This is a genomic window from Pseudomonas frederiksbergensis, from assembly GCF_003732665.1.
Classification (GTDB): Bacteria; Pseudomonadota; Gammaproteobacteria; order Pseudomonadales; family Pseudomonadaceae; genus Aquipseudomonas; species Aquipseudomonas frederiksbergensis_G.
On record NZ_MOBP01000054.1, the window covers coordinates 1 to 274 of the forward strand.

The following is a 274-nucleotide window of genomic DNA, read 5'->3' on the forward strand; positions in this document are numbered from 1 at the left end:
AGCAGCACAAAGTGCTGAACCTGTCCGACATGCTGATGCCGGGTCAGGAAGAGGCGTTCTGGAAAGCGGCGCAGGTCGCGCACAACAGCTGGTTGATCAGCACCAAGCTCGATCAGGAGCCGGAGTTCGTGGCGAACTGGCCGTTCGTGAAAACCCCGAACGTGGCGCTGACCTATGGCGGCGTGATCCTCAAGTACGACGTGACCACCATTGCGCCTTACGCGCTGGGCCACGTCGAACTGAAGATTCCTTATCCGCGTCTGAACGGCATTCT

General features: G+C 59.1%; 1 protein-coding gene. It reads left to right on the forward strand.

Annotated features, from left to right (window positions below):
* Window positions 1–274: RsiV family protein (locus BK665_RS33105; RefSeq protein ID WP_148053271.1), on the forward strand; the 274-nt coding region annotated here is incomplete at both ends.